At 61.2% G+C, this 17,789-nt stretch carries 14 protein-coding genes, 5 tRNA genes and 1 pseudogene; 1 reads left to right on the forward strand and 19 read right to left on the reverse strand.

All coding sequences use genetic code 11. The annotated features are described in order from the left end of the window. The 19 genes and pseudogenes from VIW95_RS09755 to VIW95_RS09845 form a co-directional block, all read right to left on the reverse strand. On the reverse strand, window positions 1-483 hold a 483-nt coding region (locus tag VIW95_RS09755; protein ID WP_331585880.1), incomplete at its 3' end, for a GTP-binding protein. A 37-nt stretch (window positions 484-520) separates the two neighbouring features. Continuing rightward, a complete protein-coding gene (gene fusA, locus VIW95_RS09760; RefSeq protein WP_331585882.1) occupies window positions 521-2,611 on the reverse strand; it encodes an elongation factor G in 2,091 nt (696 codons plus the stop codon). A 16-nt stretch (window positions 2,612-2,627) separates the two neighbouring features. Next, complete coding sequence (rpsG, locus tag VIW95_RS09765; protein WP_331585884.1) at window positions 2,628-3,098, reverse strand: 30S ribosomal protein S7; 471 nt, start codon at window positions 3,096-3,098, stop codon at window positions 2,628-2,630. 23 nt (window positions 3,099-3,121) lie between these two features. Then, complete coding sequence (gene rpsL / locus VIW95_RS09770; protein ID WP_331585886.1) at window positions 3,122-3,493, reverse strand: 30S ribosomal protein S12; 372 nt, start codon at window positions 3,491-3,493, stop codon at window positions 3,122-3,124. Between the two features lie 219 nt (window positions 3,494-3,712). After that, a complete protein-coding gene (gene rpoC, locus VIW95_RS09775; RefSeq protein ID WP_331585888.1) occupies window positions 3,713-7,984 on the reverse strand; it encodes a DNA-directed RNA polymerase subunit beta' in 4,272 nt (1,423 codons plus the stop codon). 30 nt (window positions 7,985-8,014) lie between these two features. Further along, a pseudogene (rpoB, locus tag VIW95_RS09780) lies at window positions 8,015-12,115 on the reverse strand (DNA-directed RNA polymerase subunit beta); the annotation flags it as partial. 193 nt (window positions 12,116-12,308) lie between these two features. Further along, window positions 12,309-12,701: a 50S ribosomal protein L7/L12 gene (gene rplL, locus VIW95_RS09785; RefSeq protein ID WP_331585892.1), complete on the reverse strand. Its 393-nt coding sequence runs from the start codon at window positions 12,699-12,701 to the stop codon at window positions 12,309-12,311. Between the two features lie 134 nt (window positions 12,702-12,835). Continuing rightward, on the reverse strand, window positions 12,836-13,441 hold the full coding sequence (gene rplJ / locus VIW95_RS09790; protein ID WP_331585894.1) for a 50S ribosomal protein L10: 606 nt from the start codon (window positions 13,439-13,441) through the stop codon (window positions 12,836-12,838). A gap of 44 nt (window positions 13,442-13,485) precedes the next feature. Further along, window positions 13,486-14,199: a 50S ribosomal protein L1 gene (gene rplA, locus VIW95_RS09795; RefSeq protein ID WP_331585896.1), complete on the reverse strand. Its 714-nt coding sequence runs from the start codon at window positions 14,197-14,199 to the stop codon at window positions 13,486-13,488. A gap of 12 nt (window positions 14,200-14,211) precedes the next feature. Beyond that, a complete protein-coding gene (rplK, locus tag VIW95_RS09800) occupies window positions 14,212-14,634 on the reverse strand; it encodes a 50S ribosomal protein L11 (protein ID WP_331585898.1) in 423 nt (140 codons plus the stop codon). A gap of 86 nt (window positions 14,635-14,720) precedes the next feature. Beyond that, window positions 14,721-15,284, reverse strand: a complete 564-nt coding sequence (nusG, locus tag VIW95_RS09805; protein ID WP_331585900.1) for a transcription termination/antitermination protein NusG — start codon at window positions 15,282-15,284, stop codon at window positions 14,721-14,723. Window positions 15,285-15,320: 36 nt separating this feature from the next. After that, on the reverse strand, window positions 15,321-15,524 hold the full coding sequence (secE, locus tag VIW95_RS09810) for a preprotein translocase subunit SecE (RefSeq protein ID WP_331585902.1): 204 nt from the start codon (window positions 15,522-15,524) through the stop codon (window positions 15,321-15,323). A gap of 86 nt (window positions 15,525-15,610) precedes the next feature. Continuing rightward, window positions 15,611-15,687: transfer RNA gene (locus VIW95_RS09815), tRNA-Trp, on the reverse strand. A gap of 81 nt (window positions 15,688-15,768) precedes the next feature. Next, window positions 15,769-15,924 (reverse strand): 50S ribosomal protein L33, encoded by a 156-nt coding sequence (rpmG, locus tag VIW95_RS09820; RefSeq protein WP_331585904.1) that lies wholly within the window; start codon window positions 15,922-15,924, stop codon window positions 15,769-15,771. 54 nt (window positions 15,925-15,978) lie between these two features. Further along, window positions 15,979-16,051 (reverse strand) — tRNA-Thr (locus tag VIW95_RS09825). Window positions 16,052-16,100: 49 nt separating this feature from the next. Next, window positions 16,101-16,176, reverse strand: a tRNA-Gly gene (locus tag VIW95_RS09830). A gap of 27 nt (window positions 16,177-16,203) precedes the next feature. Next, a tRNA-Tyr gene (locus VIW95_RS09835) sits at window positions 16,204-16,289 on the reverse strand. 23 nt (window positions 16,290-16,312) lie between these two features. Then, window positions 16,313-16,384: transfer RNA gene (locus VIW95_RS09840), tRNA-Thr, on the reverse strand. Window positions 16,385-16,440: 56 nt separating this feature from the next. After that, window positions 16,441-17,370 (reverse strand): LysR family transcriptional regulator, encoded by a 930-nt coding sequence (locus VIW95_RS09845; RefSeq protein WP_331585906.1) that lies wholly within the window; start codon window positions 17,368-17,370, stop codon window positions 16,441-16,443. A gap of 155 nt (window positions 17,371-17,525) precedes the next feature. On the opposite strand from VIW95_RS09845, the gene VIW95_RS09850 reads away from it, so the two are divergent. After that, the coding region (locus tag VIW95_RS09850) for an alcohol dehydrogenase catalytic domain-containing protein (RefSeq protein ID WP_331585908.1) at window positions 17,526-17,789 on the forward strand (264 nt) is incomplete at its 3' end.

Here is a 17,789-nt window from a genome sequence, read left to right on the forward strand (position 1 = left end):
GTACTTGGTCAGCAAATCGCGGACTTCGAGCTCGACCAGGTCGAGCAGTTCAGCATCATCAACCATGTCGACCTTGTTCATGAACACGACGATTGAAGGCACGCCGGACTGGTAGGCGAGCAGGATGTGCTCGCGGGTCTGGGGCATCGGGCCGTCGTTGGCGCCGACCACCAGGATTGCGCCGTCCATCTGCGCGGCGCCGGTGATCATGTTCTTGATGTAGTCGGCGTGACCCGGGCAATCGACGTGCGCATAGTGGCGCTTGGTGGTTTCGTATTCGACGTGCGCAATCGAAATCGTGATACCGCGCTCTTTCTCTTCGGGCGCCTTATCGATCTGATCGAAGGCAGTGAAGGTCGCGAGTTTCTTCGACGCCAGGACCTTGGTAATAGCCGCGGTTAAGGTTGTTTTGCCGTGATCGATATGACCGATAGTGCCGACGTTGGCGTGCGGCTTGGTGCGTTCAAATTTAGCTTTGCCCATTGATGTAACCTCCGATAGAGCGCTTGTGCATGAGTCGTTAAGCGCGCTTCTTTTCCTTTCCGTCGCCGGTTTGCGCCATCAACTCATCAAGAATATTTTTTGGCACGGGTTCATACGCGCCGAACTGCATCGTGTAAGTGGCGCGGCCCTGCGTCATCGAGCGCAGCCGCGTCGCGTATCCGAACATCATCGCGAGCGGGACGCGAGCCTCGATGACCTGCGCGCCGGCGCGATTTTCCATGTCGAGAATCTTGCCGCGGCGTCCGCTGAGATCGCCGATCACCTCGCCCATGAACTCCTGCGGGGTGACGGCTTCGACCTCCATGACGGGCTCGAGCAGAATCGGCTCGGCCTTTTCGCAAGCCTCTTTGAAGGCCATCGAGCCCGCGATCTTGAACGCGAGTTCCGACGAATCGACGTCGTGTTCCTTGCCGTCGATTACGGTGGCTTTGATATCGACCATCGGATAACCCAGGATGACGCCGTTTTCCATCGCCTCTTTCACGCCGGATTCTACCGCCGGAATGAAGTTGCGCGAGATCGAGCCGCCCTTGGTGCCATCCTCGAACTCGAAGCCGCCGCCCTTTGATAGCGGCTCGATGCGGAGCTCGACCACGGCGAATTGTCCGTGGCCGCCGCTCTGGCGGACCAGCCGGCCCTCGGCTTCCGAAGCCCGCTTGATCGTTTCGCGATAGGCGACCTGCGGCTTGCCGATATTCGCGTCGACTTTGAACTCGCGCAGCATCCGATCGACGATGATTTCCAGATGCAGCTCGCCCATCCCGGCGATAAGCGTCTGCGAAGTTTCCTTATTCACGCTGACGCGGAACGACGGATCTTCCTTGGCGAGCTTCTGCAGCGCCTCGCCGAGCTTTTCCTGGTCGGCCTTGGTCTTGGGCTCGATTGCGATCTGGATGACTGGCTCGGGAAACTCGATCGACTCGAGCACGATCGGATGATCCGCATCGCACAGCGTGTCGCCGGTCGTCGTATCCTTGAGCCCGACTGCGCAGATGTCGCCGGCGTAAACCTCGGTGATATCCTCGCGCTTGTTCGCGTGCATCTTGAGCATCCGGCCGATACGTTCGCGCTTGCCGCGGGTCGAATTGAACAGCGTCGAGCCGCTTTCGAGCTTGCCCGAATAAACCCGGATAAAGGTGAGCGTGCCCATGTGCTGGTCGTTCATTATTTTGAACGCGAGCGCGGAAAACGGCGCGTCGTCGCGCGGCCATCGCTCTTCAATCTTGTCGCCGACCTTGCCGACAACGGGCGGCAGGTCCAGCGGCGACGGCAGGTAATCGACCACCGCGTCGAGCATCGGCTGCACGCCCTTGTTGCGGAACGCGGAACCGATAATGACTGGTGTGATCGCCATCTTGAGCGTGGCTACGCGGATCGCGGCGCGAATCTGTTCGGGCGACGGCGCCTTGCCCTCGAGATAAAGCTCCATGATCTTCTCGTCGTGATCGGCGAGCGTCTCGACCATCTTGTCGCGATATCCCGCAGCCTGCTCTTTCAAGTCGGCCGGAATCTCGGCGACGCGATATTCCGCGCCGAGACGATCCTCGTCCCAAATCAGAGCCTTCTGATCGATCAGATCGATAAGCCCGGTGAATTTCTCTTCGGCGCCAATCGGCAGATGCAACAGCAGCGGCGTGGCTTTCAACTTGTCACGCATTTCCTGCACGACGCGCTCGAACTCCGCACCGACGCGATCCATCTTGTTAATGAACGCGACGCGCGGCACGCGATACTTGTCAGCCTGGCGCCAGACGGTTTCCGACTGCGGCTCGACGCCGCCGACTGCGCAGAAGACTGCGACCGCGCCGTCCAGCACGCGGAGCGAGCGCTCGACTTCAATCGTGAAATCGACGTGTCCGGGAGTGTCGATAATATTGATGCGGTTGTCGCGCCAGAAGCAGGTGGTCGCCGCCGACGTGATTGTGATGCCGCGCTCCTGCTCCTGCACCATCCAGTCCATCGTCGCGGTGCCTTCGTGCACCTCGCCGATTTTGTAGTTGATGCCGGTGTAGAAGAGCACGCGCTCGGTAGTGGTGGTCTTGCCGGCGTCGATGTTCGCCATGATGCCGATATTGCGCACCCGTTCTATTGGTGTCTGACGAGCCATCTAAAAAAACTCGGTATTACCAGCGGTAGTGGGCGAACGCCTTGTTGGCGTCGGCCATTCGATGTGTGTCTTCGCGCTTCTTGACCGCGCCGCCGCGATTGGCGGCCGCGTCGAGGATTTCGGCTGCGAGCCGCTCTTCCATCGACTTCTCGCCGCGCCCGCGAGCTGCGGTAACCAGCCAGCGCATCGCGAGCGAATTGCGTCGCGCAGGACGCACCTCGCTCGGGACTTGGTAATTCGCGCCGCCGACCCGTCGCGAGCGAACCTCGACTGCGGGGCGAACGTTGTCGAGCGCGCGTTTGAATACGACCAGGCCGTCTTCCTTCGAGCGCTCGGCGGCGAGATCGAGCGCGTGATAAAAAATCTGCTCGGCGATCGACTTCTTGCCGCGTTCCATCACGATGTTCATAAACTTCGCGACGGTGCGGTCGTGATACTTGGGGTCCGCCGGAATTTCGCGAACGCGTATTTGTCCTTTGCGCGACATATAACTCTACTTGCTTGGTTGCTTCACTTGGGTTTCTTCGACCCGTATTTCGAGCGGCCCTTGCGCCGCTCCTGCACGCCGATCGAGTCCAGCGTGCCGCGAATCACGTGATAGCGGACGCCCGGCAAGTCGCGCACGCGACCGCCGCGAATCAGCACCACCGAATGCTCCTGCAGGTTGTGGCCGACGCCGGGGATGTAGGTATTCACCTCGATCCCGTTGGACAGCCGCACGCGCGCGACCTTGCGCAGCGCAGAGTTGGGCTTCTTGGGCGTCGTCGTTTTCACCTGCGTGCATACGCCGCGCTTTTGCGGCGAGCCTTCGAGCGCGCGCGCCTTGGTCTTGAAGCTCTTCTTCACGCGAGCCCGCCGGATCAATTGATTTATCGTCGGCACTTTAGTCTGCTCAATCTAACCACTTTCGTTCATTCACGCTCGCGAGACGCACCTGTTCTGCGCTCGCCCATTCTCAAAGACCGCTCGGCGCCGGCATTGCGACCGGCCCGGTTTTTCGCCGGATTGCCCCCGGTGGGGCGCGGTGTTCAAACAAACCCCCCAAGGACAACTTATGCCCTTGGGGGAAACATCATTATGTACGGGACCCAGCCCGCCGTGTCAATCTCCGCCTGGTGCCGCGACGGCAGCGAGCTCCGGTTTTTCCACATCTTCTTCGGCCGCGGCGCCTTCGACCTTCACCACCATCGCGTTGTACGAATTCATGCCGGTGCCGGCCGGGATCAGGCGTCCCATGATCACGTTTTCCTTGAGCCCAACCAGCCGATCGACCTTGCCGTTGATCGCCGACTCGGTCAGCACGCGCGTGGTTTCCTGGAACGACGCCGCCGAGATGAAACTCTCAGTGGACAAGGATGCCTTGGTGATTCCGAGCAGCAGCGGCTCCGCGATGGCCGGCTCTCCGCCGCGCGTCAGCACGCGTCCGTTCTCCTCGTCGAAGCGCCATTTCTCGACCTGGTCGCCGACCAGGAACGGGGTGTCTCCCACTTCCTTGATCCGCACGCGCCGCAGCATCTGGCGCACGATCACTTCGATATGCTTGTCGTTGATACGCACGCCCTGCAGCCGGTAGATTTCCTGGATTTCGTCGACCAAGTATTTCGCCAGCGCCTTCTCGCCCAGGATGGTGAGAATGTCGTGCGGATTGGACGAGCCTTCCATCAGCGGCTCGCCGGCCTTGACGATATCGCCTTCGTGCACCGCGATATGCTTGCCCTTGGGAATCAGGTATTCGCGCTTCTCGCCGATTTCGGGAGTGACTTCTACCTTGCGCTTGCCCTTGGTGTCCTTACCAAAGGAGACCTGGCCATCGATTTCCGAGATGACCGCGAACTCCTTGGGCTTGCGCGCTTCGAACAGCTCCGCGACGCGCGGCAGACCGCCGGTGATGTCCTTGGTCTTGGTGGTCTCGCGCGGAATTTTCGCGATGACGTCGCCCGGCCCGACTACCGTCCCTTCCGGCACGTTGATATATGCGCCGACCGGCAGGAAGTAGCGCGCGACGTTGTTCGAGCTCGGCAGCTTGGCGGTCTTGCCCTGCGCATCCTTGATCGAGATACGCGGGCGCACGTCGAGATCCTTGAACTCGACGATAACGTTGGAGCGCGCGCCGGTACGTTCATCGACCCGCTCCTCCATCGTCTTGCCTTCGATAATGTCGCCGTACTTAACCGTGCCGCCGACTTCGGTGATGATCGGCGTGGTGTACGGATCCCATTCCGCGATCAGCTCGCCCGGCTTGACCTTGTCGCCTTCGGCCTTGCGCAGCTTGGCGCCGTACACCAGCGGATAACGCTCGCGTTCGCGCTCGCGCACGCGGCCCGCTTCGTCGGTGACCTGCGCCGCGATGACGACTTCTCCGTGACGCGTCATCACGACCAGGTTTCCGTCGCGGCTCTTGACGGTGTTGACGCCATGCAAGCGCATCACGCCTTCGTTGCGCACTTCAAGCGTGGTCTGCTCGGCGCGCCGGCTGGCGGTGCCGCCGATATGGAAGGTACGCATCGTGAGCTGGGTGCCCGGCTCGCCGATCGACTGCGCGGCAATGATTCCGATCGACTCGCCAAGATTGACGAGGTGGCCGCGGCCGAGGTCGCGTCCGTAGCATTTCACGCACACGCCTTGCCGCGACTGGCAGGTGAGCACGGAGCGAATCTTGATTCGCTCGACGCCGGCGTCTTCGATCCGCTTGACTTTGTCCTCGTCGATCATGTCGTTGGCCTTCACCAACACTTCGCTGGTGAACGCGTCGCGGATGTCTTCGAGTGCGACGCGTCCGAGCACGCGATCGCCCAGCCCTTCGATAATCTCGCCGCCTTCGACCAGCGGTGACATCTCGATTCCGTCCAGCGTGCCGCAATCGTCCTCGCTGATGATCGAGTCCTGCGCCACGTCGACCAGCCGGCGAGTCAGGTAGCCGGAGTTCGCCGTCTTGAGAGCGGTGTCGGCCAGACCCTTGCGCGCGCCGTGAGTCGAGATGAAGTACTGCAACACCGTGAGCCCCTCGCGGAAGTTCGCGGTGATCGGAGTTTCGATAATTTCACCCGACGGCTTCGCCATCAGGCCGCGCAATCCGGCAAGCTGGCGAATTTGCTGCTCGGAACCTCGCGCGCCCGAGTCAGCCATGATGAAGATCGGGTTAAAGGATGGCCCGGTGATGGTCTCGCCCTTGTCGTTCTTGCCGAAGACCTGGGTCGAGAGGCCCTTGATGACGGCGCTGCCGATTTGGTCCTGAACTTCGGCCCAGATGTCGACGACCTTGTTGTAGCGCTCGCCGTCGGTGATAACGCCGTTGTTGTACTGCTGCTGAATCTCGCTGACCTGCTTCTGCGCGCCTTCGAGCAGATGCGCTTTCTGCGGCGGAATGGTCATGTCCTTGATCGAAATCGAGATTCCAGCCTTGGTCGCGAACTCGAAGCCGATGTCCTTCAGCCGGTCGGCGAAGATAACCGTCGCCTTGTCGCCCGCGCGGCGATAGACGATGTCGATAAGGTTGCCGAGCTCCTTTTTCTTCATCGTCTTGTTGAGCTCGGTGAAGGGAATCTCGGGCGGCACGATCTCGTAGAGCAGCACGCGGCCGACCGTGGTGGTGACGCGCTCGTAGCGCGGCATCGCGGCGACTGCTGCGGCAGCGGCTGCGGCGCGCTCTTTCTTGGTGCGCGGCTTGCCGTTGGTCTCAGGCTCCGCCGGCGCGATTCCAGTCGCGAGCAGCGGAGACATCCGCACCGTGATCTTCGCGTGCAGATCGATCTCTTCGTGATCGTATGCGATTCGCACTTCCTCGACGTTGGCGAAGTTCTTGCCCTCGCCGCGCGCCAGCGGCTTCTCGCGCGTCATGTAGTAAAGCCCCAGCACCATGTCCTGCGTCGGCACGATTACCGGCTTGCCCGAGGCGGGCGACAGGATGTTGTTGGTGCTCATCATGAGCGCGCGCGACTCGACCTGCGCTTCGATTGAGAGCGGCACGTGCACCGCCATCTGATCGCCGTCGAAGTCGGCGTTGTACGCGACGCATACCAGCGGATGGAGCTGAATCGCCTTGCCCTCGATCAGCACCGGCTCGAACGCCTGGATACCGAGTCGATGCAGGGTGGGCGCGCGATTGAGGAGCACCGGATGCTCGCGGATAACCTCGTCGAGGATATCCCAGACGTCCTTGCCCTCTTTCTCCACCATCTTTTTCGCGCTTTTGATGGTCGTGACGTAGCCCTTTTCTTCGAGCTTGTTGTAGATGAACGGCTTGAACAGCTCGAGCGCCATCTTCTTCGGCAGACCGCACTGATGGAGGCGCAGCTCGGGGCCGACGACGATAACGGAGCGGCCCGAGTAATCGACGCGCTTGCCGAGCAGGTTCTGCCGGAAGCGTCCCGACTTGCCCTTGAGCATGTCGGACAGCGACTTCAGCGGACGCTTGGACGGTCCGGTGATCGCGCGGCCGCGGCGGCCGTTGTCGAAGAGCGCGTCGACGGCTTCCTGCAGCATCCGCTTTTCGTTGCGAATGATGATGTCGGGGGCGTTGAGCTCGATCAGCCGCTTCAAGCGGTTGTTGCGGTTGATCACGCGCCGATAGAGATCGTTCAAGTCGGAGGTGGCGAAACGGCCGCCGTCCAGCGGAACCAGCGGACGGAGATCGGGCGGAATCACCGGCAGGATGGTGAGAATCATCCACTCAGGCTTGTTGCCCGAGTCGCGGAACGCGTTGACGACCTTCAGCCGCTTGGCAACTTTCTTGCGCCGCGCCTCGCTGGCCGTCGCTTTCATCTCGGCGCGCAGCTCTTCAGCGAGCTTGTCGAGCGTGAGCTGTCCGAGCAGAGAGCGGACTGCTTCCGCGCCCATCTCGGCCTTGAAGCCGTCGGCGTATTGCTCGCGCGCCTCGCGATACTTGCGCTCCGTCAGCAGCTCTTTGTACTGCAGCGGAGTCTCGCCCGCGTCGGTGACAATGTAGCACTCGAAGTAGAGGACCTTCTCGAGTTCCTTCAGCGTCATGTCGAGCAGGGTGCCGATTCGCGACGGCAGCGAGCGCAGGAACCAGATGTGCGCGACCGGAGCGGCAAGATCGATATGACCCATCCGCTCGCGGCGCACCTTCGACTGGATTACTTCGACGCCGCATTTCTCGCAGACGACGCCGCGATGGCGCATGCGCTTGTACTTGCCGCAGTTGCATTCGTAGTCCTTGGTCGGCCCGAAAATCTTGGCGCAGAACAGCCCGTCACGCTCCGGCTTGAAGGTCCGGTAGTTGATCGTTTCAGGCTTCTTGACCTCGCCGTGCGACCACGAGCGGATCATTTCCGGCGACGCGATCGAAATGCGGATCGCGTTGAACGCCAGTGGATTCTTGGGCTTCTCGAAAATGCCGAAGAGATCTTCCATCTCTATATAACTCCCTGGCCCTTAAGCCCTTTGCGGCTGCTCGAGCAGCTCCATGTTCAGGCAGAGCGATTGGAGCTCCTTGACCATAACGTTGAACGACTCGGGCAGTCCGGGCTCGAGCGTGTTCTCGCCCTTGACGATCGCTTCATACATGCGCGTTCGTCCCGCCACGTCGTCGGATTTAACCGTAAGCATCTCCTGCAATGTGTACGCCGCGCCGTAAGCCTCGAGCGCCCACACTTCCATCTCGCCGAGCCGCTGGCCGCCGAACTGGGCCTTGCCGCCGAGCGGCTGCTGCGTAACCAGGCTGTAGGGGCCGGTGGACCGCGCGTGAATCTTGTCTTCGACCAGGTGATGCAGCTTCATCATATACATGACGCCGACTGTGACCGGCTGCTCGAACGGCAACCCGGTGCGTCCGTCGTGGAGCTGCGCCTGTCCGGTCTCCGGCAGGTCGGCGCGCTTGAGCAACTGGAAAATTTCCTCTTCGCGTGCGCCGTCGAACACCGGCGACGCCACGTGAACTCCAGCGAGCGCCTTGGCCGCGAGCTTGTAGATATCGGGCTCGGCCAGCTCGTCGATAAACTCGTGGCTTTCTTTCTCGGGATAGATTTCCTTGAGGCGCTTCTTGAGCTGCGCGGCGCTGACGCCGTTCCTGAGATCCTCTTCGATTTTGTGCCCGAGCTCGCGCGCGGCCCATCCGAGATGGGTCTCCAGAATCTGGCCGACGTTCATGCGCGACGGCACGCCGAGCGGATTGAGCACGATATCGACCGGTGTTCCGTCCGCCAGGCACGGCATGTCTTCCTCGGGCAGGATGCGCGAGAGTACGCCCTTGTTGCCGTGGCGTCCCGCCATCTTGTCGCCGACCTGGAGGCGGCGCTTGATCGCGACGAACACCTTGATCATCTTGATCACGCCCGGCGCGAGTTCGTCACCCGCCTTCAGGCGCTCGAGCTTGGCGCCGTAATGACTCTGTACCGCCTCGACGTTTGCGTTCATCGCGGCGATCGCATTTTCGGCCTCTTCCTGCGCCGATTCGTTCTCGACGCGAACCTGGCCCCATAGCGTAGGCGGCAGCTCTTCGAGCTCCTCGGCGCTTATCGGGTCGCCCTTCTTGAGCAACTCCTTGCGCTCGTCGGACATCACGCGTCCCGCGAGCTTCTTGCCCGCGAGCGACTTCTTCAGCTTGCGGAGAGTTTCCTGCCGGATGATTCGCACTTCCTCGGCTTCGTCAGTCTTGAGACGCTCGGCCTCGAGCACTTCGATTTCCTGGGTGCGCTCGTCCTTCGAAACGCCGCGGCGCGAGAACACGCGGCCGTCGATCACCGTGCCTTCGACGCCCGGCGGCACGCGCAGGCTGGTGTCGCGCACTTCGCCGGCCTTTTCGCCGAAAATCGCGCGCAGCAATTTCTCTTCGGGAGAAAGCTGGGTCTCGCCCTTAGGCGTGATCTTGCCGACCAGGATGTCCTGCGGCCGCACTTCGGCGCCGATTCTGATGATACCGCTGGCGTCGAGATCCTTCAGCGCTTCCTCGCCGACGTTGGGAATGTCGCGGGTGATTTCTTCGGGTCCGAGCTTGGTGTCGCGCGCGATACATTCGAATTCCTCGATATGCACCGACGTGAACAGGTCTTCCTTGACCACGCGCTCGGAAATCAGGATCGAATCCTCGAAGTTGTAGCCGCCCCACGGCATGAACGCGACCAGCACGTTGCGGCCGAGCGCCAGCTCGCCCATGTCCGTGGAGGGGCCGTCGGCCAGCACGTCGCCAGACTTGACGCGCTCGCCTTTGACGACAATCGGGCGCTGGTTGATACAGGTATTCTGATTCGAGCGCTGATACTTGATGAGGTTGTAGATATCGACGCCGGCGTCGCGCAGGTCTTTGGTCTGCTTGTCGGCGCGGACGACGATTCGCTCCGCGTCGACGCTCTCGACGATACCGTCGCGCTTGCCGACTACGGTAACGCCCGAGTCGCGGCCGACCGTGCCTTCAAGCCCGGTGCCGACCAGCGGCGCGTCGGGCTTCAGCAGCGGAACTGCCTGGCGCTGCATGTTCGAGCCCATCAGCGCGCGGTTGGCGTCGTCGTTCTCGAGGAACGGGATTAAGGACGCCGCCACCGAGACGAGCTGGTTGGGCGACACGTCCATGTACTGGACGTCCTCGGCGCGAACCATGGTGGACTCGCCGCCGATGCGCGCCGACACGATTTCGTCGGTGAAGCGCCCGTGCGCGTCGAGCTTGGCGTTGGCCTGCGCGATGACTTTATCTTCTTCGTCGAGCGCGGACAGATAGAGAATTCGTTCGGTGACGCGATTGTTTTCGACTTCGCGGTACGGCGTTTCGATAAATCCGTATTCGTTGACGCGCGCGTAGGTCGAGAGCGCCGCGATCAGACCGATATTCGGGCCCTCGGGCGTTTCAATCGGGCATACACGCCCGTAATGCGTCGGATGAACGTCGCGGACTTCGAATCCGGCGCGCTCGCGGGTCAAACCGCCCGGCCCAAGTGCCGACAATCGCCGCTTGTGCGCGATCTCGCTGAGCGGATTCGTCTGATCCATGAACTGCGACAATTGCGACGAGCCGAAGAACTCCTTGATGACGGCGGAGGCAGGCTTGTAGTTCACCAGCTCCTGCGGCATGAGGGTTTCGATGTCCTGCAGGCTCATCCGCTCTTTGATCGCGCGCTCCATGCGCACCAGGCCGATACGGAACTGGTTCTCGACCAGCTCGCCGACCGCGCGCACGCGGCGATTGCCAAGATGGTCGATATCGTCGACCTGGCCGTTGCCGTTCTTGAGCTCCATCAGGTAGCGAACGACCTCGAGGATGTCCTCGCGGCGCAGCGTCCCTTGCTCGAGCGGCACGTCAATCTTGAGCTTGTGATTGAGCTTCAGGCGCCCCACTTTGGACAGGTCGTAGCGCTCGGCGTTGAAGAACAGGTTGTTGAAGAAGGTGGTGGCCGTTTCCTGGGTCGGCGGATCGCCGGGGCGCAGCCGCCGGTAGATCTCGATGACCGCTTCTTCCGGCGTGCCGAGCTTGTCCTGCGCGAGCGTAAGGCGCAGCGGACCGCCGCCGGGGGCGTCCTCGGTGAACAGCACTTCGATTTTCTTGACGCCGTGCGCTTTCAGCTTCTCGAGGGTCTCCTCGGTCAGGTCCTCATTGGTACCGATCAGCACCTCGCCGGTGGTCGAATCGACGATGTCATGCGCCGAGACGCGGCCGACGATCTCGTCGAGCGCAATCGGCACCTCGCTGATTTTCGCCTGCTCCATCGCGCGAACGATGGCCTTGTTGAACTTGCGGCCTTCGCGGGCGATAACCTCGCCGGACTTGGGATCCTTGACGTCGCGGCCGACCCGGGAACCCATCAGATGGTCGGCGACGAACTGCTTGGTGTACTGCTTGCTGTCGAGGGTGACGACGTCTTTGCGGTAGTAGTAGTTGAGCAGGTCCTCGGTGGTCATCCCGAGCGCGCGCAGCAGCACGGTCGCCGGAAATTTGCGCCGGCGATCGATTCGGACATACAGCACGTCGCGCGGATCGAATTCGAAATCGATCCAGCTCCCGCGATAAGGAATGATTCGCGCCGAGTAGAGCAGCTTGCCGGTGGAGTGGGTGCGGCCCTTGTCGTGCTCGAAAAATACTCCCGGCGAGCGATGCAACTGCGAGACGATCACGCGCTCGGTGCCGTTGACCATGAAGGTGCCGTTGCCAGTCATCAGGGGAATCTCGCCGAAGTAGACTTCCTGCTCCTTGACGTTCTTAATCGAGCGGCGGCCGTTCTCGACGTCCCAGATGACGAGCTGAATCTTGACCTTCAGCGGGGCGGCATAGGTCATCCCGCGCTGATGGCATTCCTCGACGTCGTACTTGGGCGTGCCGAGCTCGTACGAGACGAACTCGAGCGAGGCGGTCTCGTTGAAGTCCTTGATCGGAAAGACCGACTTGAAGACCGCCTGCAGACCAACGTCGGCGCGGTCCTCGGTCGAGACGCCGACCTGCAGGAAATCGTCATACGAGCGCTTCTGAATCTCGATCAGATTCGGAATCTCGATGATCTTCTTGATCTTGCCGAATGAGCGGCGAATGCGAAGATTGCTAGTTACGTGAACCTGAGCCATCAGCTACCTCACCGTGCGTGCGCCACATACTTCGGCGCGCCGTGAAGCAAAAGAGGACGCGGGCGCAGGAGTCTCCCCCGTGCCCACGGCTTCATCGATAAAGACCGTATGAAATTCCCGCGCGGTCATCAGTAGTGCCGCGCCGCGTGAATTTCCCGACCCTTGATTGTGCGTCAAAAAGACTAAGTCCGTCCTACTTAAGCTCCACGCTGCCGCCGGCTGCTTCGAGCTTTTTCTTGATCTCTTCGGCTTCGGCCTTGTTGACGCCTTCCTTGACCGCCTTGGGCGCGCCGTCAACCAGGTCCTTGGCCTCTTTCAGGCCAAGTCCGGTCAGTTCGCGCACGACCTTGATCACCTGGATCTTCTTGTCGCCGGAGCCCGTCAGCACGACATTGAACTCTTCTTTCTCGGGCGCCGCGGCGGCAGCACCGCCACCGGCCGCCGGAGCAGCCGCTGCCGCGACCGGAGCCGCAGCCGATACGCCGAGCTCGGCCTCGAGTTCCTTGACGAGAGCCGCTGCGTCGATCAGGCTCAGGTTCTTCAGATAATCCTTCACCTGATCGCGGCTGAGTTGTGCTTCTGCCATTTACCTTCTCTCCTTGTTCACGGTTCCGGGGGAAGCCTGTGGGAGCGCCCCAGAATTCTTATTTTCAAGCAACGGGATCGTTTAACGTAATCATCGCGCGTGCGTTCTGCACGCGACCAAAATTAACTTTCTCTTCAACCCTCGGACGGAGCAGCAGGAGCAGCCGGTGCTTCAGGCGCGGGTTCCGATGACGCCGCTGCCGGCGCGGCTGGAGCCGGCGCCTTGTCTCCGTTCTTTTTTCCAATCGCGTCGATCACGCGGGCCAGATACGAGCCCGGCTCGTTGAGCAGGCGAACCAATTGTGTCGCCGGCGCATTCAACAGCCCGAGCAACTGGCCGAAAACCACTTCGCGCGACGGCAACGTCGCCAACGCCTGCACTTCGGCCGGCGTGAGCGCCTTGCCGTCGAGCACCGCGCCGCGCAGTTTGAGCTTTTCGCCCAACGGACCGAAGGTCGTGAACGTCTTCGCCAGTACGACGGGATCCTCGTAGCTGAGGATCAGACTGATCTGCCCGCCGAGATTACTGTCGAGCGCCTCGAACTTGGTGCCCTTGATTGCATGGCGCACGAGCGTGTTCTTGGCGATACGCATCTCGCCGCGCACTGCACGCAGCCGCTTGCGCATCTCGGTCGATTCCGCCGCCGTCATCCCGCGGTATTCCGACACGAGCGCGATACTGGCGCGGCCGAAACTACCCGCGAGATCTTCGACCAGCGCGGTTTTCTCTGATTTCTTCATTATACCGATTCAGCCCCTACGAACGAAAAACCCATCATCTTATGTTAAGCAGCCGCCGCGAGCGCCTTGGCCGCCGCCTGGCCGGTATCGACGCGGACGCCGGGGCCCATCGTCGAGGACAGCGCGAGACTGCGAACGTAGTTACCCTTGGCGCTGGCCGGCTTGGAGCGAACGATCGCGCCAAGCAGCGCGCGCACATTGTCGAGCAGCTTCTGATCGCCGAAACTGGTCTTGCCGACGCGCGCATGAACGACGCCGGCCTTGTCCACGCGGTAATCAACCTTACCGGCCTTGATTTCGGCGACCGCTTTGGCGACGTCGAAGGTCACGGTGCCGACCTTGGGATTGGGCATCAGGCCGCGGGGCCCGAGAATTTTGCCGATGCGCCCGACCTGGCCCATCATGTCGGGCGTCGCGATGACGCGGTCGAAATCGAGCCAGTTCTCTTCCTGGATTTTTTTGATTATTTCCTCGCCGCCGACGAAATCCGCACCCGCTTCGCGCGCCTCGCGCTCTTTTTCGCCCTTGGCGACGACCAGCACGCGTGCAGTCGAGCCGGTGCCATGCGGAAGAACGATGGTGCCGCGGACGTTCTGATCGGCCTGGCGCGGATCGACGCCGAGCCGCACCGCAATCTCGACGGTCTCGTCAAACTTGGCGACCTTGTTCTCGACCACCAGCTTGACCGCCTCTTCGAGCGTGTAGCGCTTTTCGCGATCGATCTTTTTGAGCGCTTCCTTATATTTTTTCCCAGCCATTCTTTTCAGCCTCTATTCAACTTCGATGCCCATGCTGCGCGCAGTCCCGGACACCGTGTTGACGGCCGCCGCCAAATCGGCCGCGGTCAAGTCTTTCAGCTTGGTCTTGGCGATCTCCTCGACCTGCGCGCGGGTGACCTTGCCGACCTTGTTCTTGTTCGGCATCGGCGATCCTTTTTCGATTCCCGCCGCGCGCAGCAAGAGGATCGACGCGGGCGGGCTCTTGGTGATGAAGGTGAACGAGCGGTCGGCATAGACGGTGACGATCACCGGGATGACGAGGCCCTGCATGTTCTGGGTCTGCGCGTTGAAGGCCTTGCAGAATTCCATGATATTGACGCCCCGCTGTCCGAGCGCGGGCCCCACCGGCGGCGACGGATTCGCCGCGCCGGCCGGAATCTGCAGCTTGATCGATCCGACTACTTTCTTAGCCACTTTTTTCCCAGTGAATCAGTTGCTCAAGTCGCGAATGCCGCCGGCGCGCTGAGGAGCGTACCCGGCGAATTCGATTGGTTTCGTTTTCAGGCCTTCTCTACCTGCACAAAATCGAGCTCGACCGGCGTCGCGCGGCCGAAAATCGAAATGAGAACACGCACTTTGCCCTTCTCCGGCTTGACTTCCTCGACGGTGCCGTTGAAGTCCTGGAAGGGGCCGTCGACGACTTTGATTGCCTCGCCGACTTCGAACAGGACCTTGGGTTTCGGGCGCAGCGCGCCCTCTTCCATCTGCTGCTCAATTTCTTCGACCTCGGACATCGGAACTTCGGGTGGATTGGTGGAATGCCCGACGAAGCCGGTGATCTTCGGCGTATCCTTAATGACGTGCCAGGTCTCGTCGTCGAGGATCATCTGCACGAAGATGTACCCGGGAAAAAATTTGCGGCTCGACACTTTGCGCGCGCCGCCCTTGCCGAGTTCCTGCACGCGCTCGATCGGCACCAGCACCTTGCCGATCTTTTCTTCCTTGTGAAGTGAGCGCACCCGCTCCTCGAGCGCGGCCTTGGCCTTGTGCTCGTAGCCCGAGTACGTGTGGACGATATACCACTTCATCGCGGGCTTGGCGGTTTCGGTAATCGGTTCAGTCATTTGAATATCAGGGCCGCGCGTCCGGTCGTTAATCCCCTAGCGGAGCAGCATCTGGACGCCGCGCACCGCGAAAAAGTCGATCACTCCAAGCCACAAAGCCATCACAAACGTCAGACCGACAACCACAATCGTGGCCTGCATGGTCTCCTTGGGCGAGGGGTAATGGACCTTGGCCAGTTCCGTCCACGCTTCCGAGACGAAACTAACGCCCTGTTTGAAGTAACTTTCCAGACTATTCATTTTTCGTGCCTAACGCAAGCTTTTCAGTGAATGGCTATCCAACGCATCAATTCATCAGGCGCCTTCGGTCCATAGAGCGCAAATTTTGGCGGGCCAGCCAGGGGTCGAACCTGGAACCCTCGGATTTGGAGTCCGATGCTCTGCCAATTGGAGCTACTGACCCTCGCAATCGTTCGTCACCGGGCGCGAGCCCGGTCTCCTTATATATAAAGTCCCGGGAATGCGCGCCGAGACACACTACTCGTTAAGTAACTTTGCCTTCTTTGTGTACGGTGTGGGCGCGGCATCGCGAACAGAATTTCTTGATCGCAAACTTGTCGGTCTGCGTCTTCTTGTTCTTGGTCGTGGTGTAATTGCGCGATTTGCAGGTCTCGCACGAAAGTGAAATCAGGTCTCTCATCTTAATCCGCCTCGAAAAAAAATCTTTTCAGTGAACCGATGCGCAAATCTGGAAAGCCCACGACGGGATTCGAACCCGTGACCTCTTCCTTACCAAGGAAGTGCTCTACCGCCTGAGCTACATGGGCATTCTTTTCAGTGAAACGATTCGCAAACCTCTCGCTATAGAGAAAAATCTGGAGCGGGAAACGGGACTCGAACCCGCGACCCCGAGCTTGGAAGGCTCGCGCTCTACCAACTGAGCTATTCCCGCTCTCCCCATCCGAACCCATCATTATACTGGTGGAGAGGGAAGGATTCGAACCTTCGAAGGCATAAGCCGGCAGATTTACAGTCTGCTCCCTTTGGCCACTCGGGAACCTCTCCTCCCAAGGCTATCGCGCCGACCAAGCCGATGGCGAGAATCGAACTCGCAACCACCTGATTACAAATCAGGTGCTCTACCGTTGAGCTACATCGGCAAACAACGAAACTCGTTAAGAAGGAAAAGCTATTCGGCGGCGGAACGACTGTCAAGCTAAACCGGGTTTTGGGGTCTGCTTCTTGCATTCGGGCGGTGGATCTCGCCGCGCAGGATGCGGGAGTCGCGGCGGAGCGCGGCGGCGATTGCGTCGGAGACCAGCTTGATGCGGGCGGTGCGGCGGAGATCTTCGTGATGGATTAGCCATAGCGGTTGCATCGAGGGAGTCACGTCGGGCCAGATTCGCATTAGGCGCGGGTCTTCGTCGGCCAGGTAGCATGGGATGTAGCCTATTCCGAAACCCTGGGCGACCGCATGCATCAGAGCGAGCGTGCTGTTGCTGCGGAAGACTATTCGCGCGTCGGCGACAGACTCGCCCATGAACTGCCCGCGGGTCGCGGGGAGCAAATAGGTCCACGAAACGAGGTCGTGGCCGGCGAGTCCCGCGCCGCGGCGAGGTTTGCCGCGCGCCGCGAGATAGGCGCGAGAGGCGTACAGGGTGATCGCGAAGCCGCCGACGCGGCGGCATACGAGATGGGGGTCGGTGGGGCGCGCATTGCGCATCGCGAGGTCGGCCTGCTGGCGCGAGAGGTCGAGCAGGCGATAGTCGGGGACCAATTCGATTTCGAGCTCCGGATGGCGTTTCCGCAGCGCGGCCGTCGCGGGAATCAGAAATCTCGCCGCGAGCGTTTCGGTGGCAGTCAGACGGACGGTGCCGCCTAGTGCGCGGTCCTGGCCGGCGGCGCGGCGCTCGACCTCGAGCCCGGTGGCCTCGATTCTTTCGCACAGCTCTCTGACCGCTTCACCCGCGCGCGTGAGCGTGAGGCCGTCGGGCGTGCGCTGGATCAGCGTTGCGCCGAGGCCGTGCTGGAGGGCGTCGAGGCGGCGTCCGACGGTGGTGTAGTTGACGCCGAGTTCGCGCGCGGCGGCCGAGAGATTGCCCCCGCGGACCGCGGCGAGAAAGAAGCGGAGGTCGGTCCATTCCATCTGATATGCATTTTTGCGTGGCGATTATGCATATGCAAGCATCTCTTTTCTTCCCTTCTCCCTGTAAGGGAGAGGATCGAAGGTGAGGGTCCTTGTTCGGCGCGCTTTTTCGCGCGCCATTCAAGATTCTGGTTCTGCCTGAAGGAGGACAGTTGATGCGCGAACTTACATTCGTTGGGCCGGGGAAATTGGAATGGCGCGAAGTTGCGGCGCCCAAAATCGATGGGGACGGGCAGGCGCTGGTGCGGCCGCTTGCGGTCGCTACCTGCGATCTCGACACCCTGCTGCTGCGTGGGGAGGCGCCGATGTTTGGCGGCGGCTTTCCGCTTGGGCATGAATCGGTCGGCGTCGTGGTCGAGGTCGGCGAGAACGTGACGGCGTTCAAGGCGGGCGACATGGTGGTACCGTCGTTTCAGATT

Source organism: Binatus sp. (SeqCode), from assembly GCF_036522015.1.
Classification (GTDB): Bacteria; Desulfobacterota; Binatia; order Binatales; family Binataceae; genus Binatus.

What these genes read in the sequence shown, in the direction of transcription:
- fusA (WP_331585882.1), bottom strand. Translation starts at nt 2,611, where the DNA reads ATGGCTCGTCAGACACCAATAGAACGGGTGCGCAATATCGGCATCATG.
- rpsG (WP_331585884.1), bottom strand. Translation starts at nt 3,098, where the DNA reads ATGTCGCGCAAAGGACAAATACGCGTTCGCGAAATTCCGGCGGACCCC.
- rpoC (WP_331585888.1), bottom strand. Translation starts at nt 7,984, where the DNA reads ATGGAAGATCTCTTCGGCATTTTCGAGAAGCCCAAGAATCCACTGGCG.
- rplL (WP_331585892.1), bottom strand. Translation starts at nt 12,701, where the DNA reads ATGGCAGAAGCACAACTCAGCCGCGATCAGGTGAAGGATTATCTGAAG.
- rplJ (WP_331585894.1), bottom strand. Translation starts at nt 13,441, where the DNA reads ATGAAGAAATCAGAGAAAACCGCGCTGGTCGAAGATCTCGCGGGTAGT.
- rplA (WP_331585896.1), bottom strand. Translation starts at nt 14,199, where the DNA reads ATGGCTGGGAAAAAATATAAGGAAGCGCTCAAAAAGATCGATCGCGAA.
- nusG (WP_331585900.1), bottom strand. Translation starts at nt 15,284, where the DNA reads ATGACTGAACCGATTACCGAAACCGCCAAGCCCGCGATGAAGTGGTAT.
- secE (WP_331585902.1), bottom strand. Translation starts at nt 15,524, where the DNA reads ATGAATAGTCTGGAAAGTTACTTCAAACAGGGCGTTAGTTTCGTCTCG.
- rpmG (WP_331585904.1), bottom strand. Translation starts at nt 15,924, where the DNA reads ATGAGAGACCTGATTTCACTTTCGTGCGAGACCTGCAAATCGCGCAAT.
- VIW95_RS09845 (WP_331585906.1), bottom strand. Translation starts at nt 17,370, where the DNA reads ATGGAATGGACCGACCTCCGCTTCTTTCTCGCCGCGGTCCGCGGGGGC.